The 475-nt window shown below is 50.3% G+C and carries 1 protein-coding gene and 1 pseudogene; both read right to left on the bottom strand.

The genetic code is table 11. The annotated features are described in order from the left end of the window. The coding region (locus tag ACU8YC_RS26760; protein WP_446896228.1) for a TRAP transporter large permease subunit at positions 1-202 on the bottom strand (202 nt) is incomplete at its 3' end. 39 nt (positions 203-241) lie between these two features. Continuing rightward, a pseudogene (locus tag ACU8YC_RS26755) lies at positions 242-475 on the bottom strand (TRAP transporter small permease); the annotation flags it as partial.

Below are 475 nucleotides of genomic sequence, written 5' to 3'. Positions count from 1 at the left end.
TAATAGCCCCAGCCAGAATAAAGAATGGGATCGCCAGCAGCGAAAACTTATTCACCCCGCTGGTCAGTTGGATCATTACCGCTTCCAGCGGAATATCTATGTACCAGGCCCCAATGATGTCGCTAATGCCAACCGCATACGCTACCGGTACCCCAATTGCCAGCATAATGCCGAGCGTAAAGACGAGAATAAATGCATCCATCTGCTTTCCTTTCTGAAATGGGGGCGGTAACTAGCTGGTCTATCCCAGCATGACAACAGGACGTTGGTATTGCGGACCACGGAAAATCTTTTCTGCGATAAACAGCAGCGTTATGGCAGAGCCAAGCGGCAATGTAAGGTAGTTTTGCCCGGCGCTTAAAAGCGGGAATTCGGCCACGGGCTGGCCCCACAGTTCAAGACAGAGCTTGGTTCCGTACCAGAGGATAAAAAGGCTTATCGCCACTAACATAACGTCAGCGATTACGGAGCAATA

Source organism: Citrobacter sp. VF227 (genome assembly GCF_052950715.1).
This window is presented reverse-complemented; position numbering and strand designations above follow the sequence as displayed.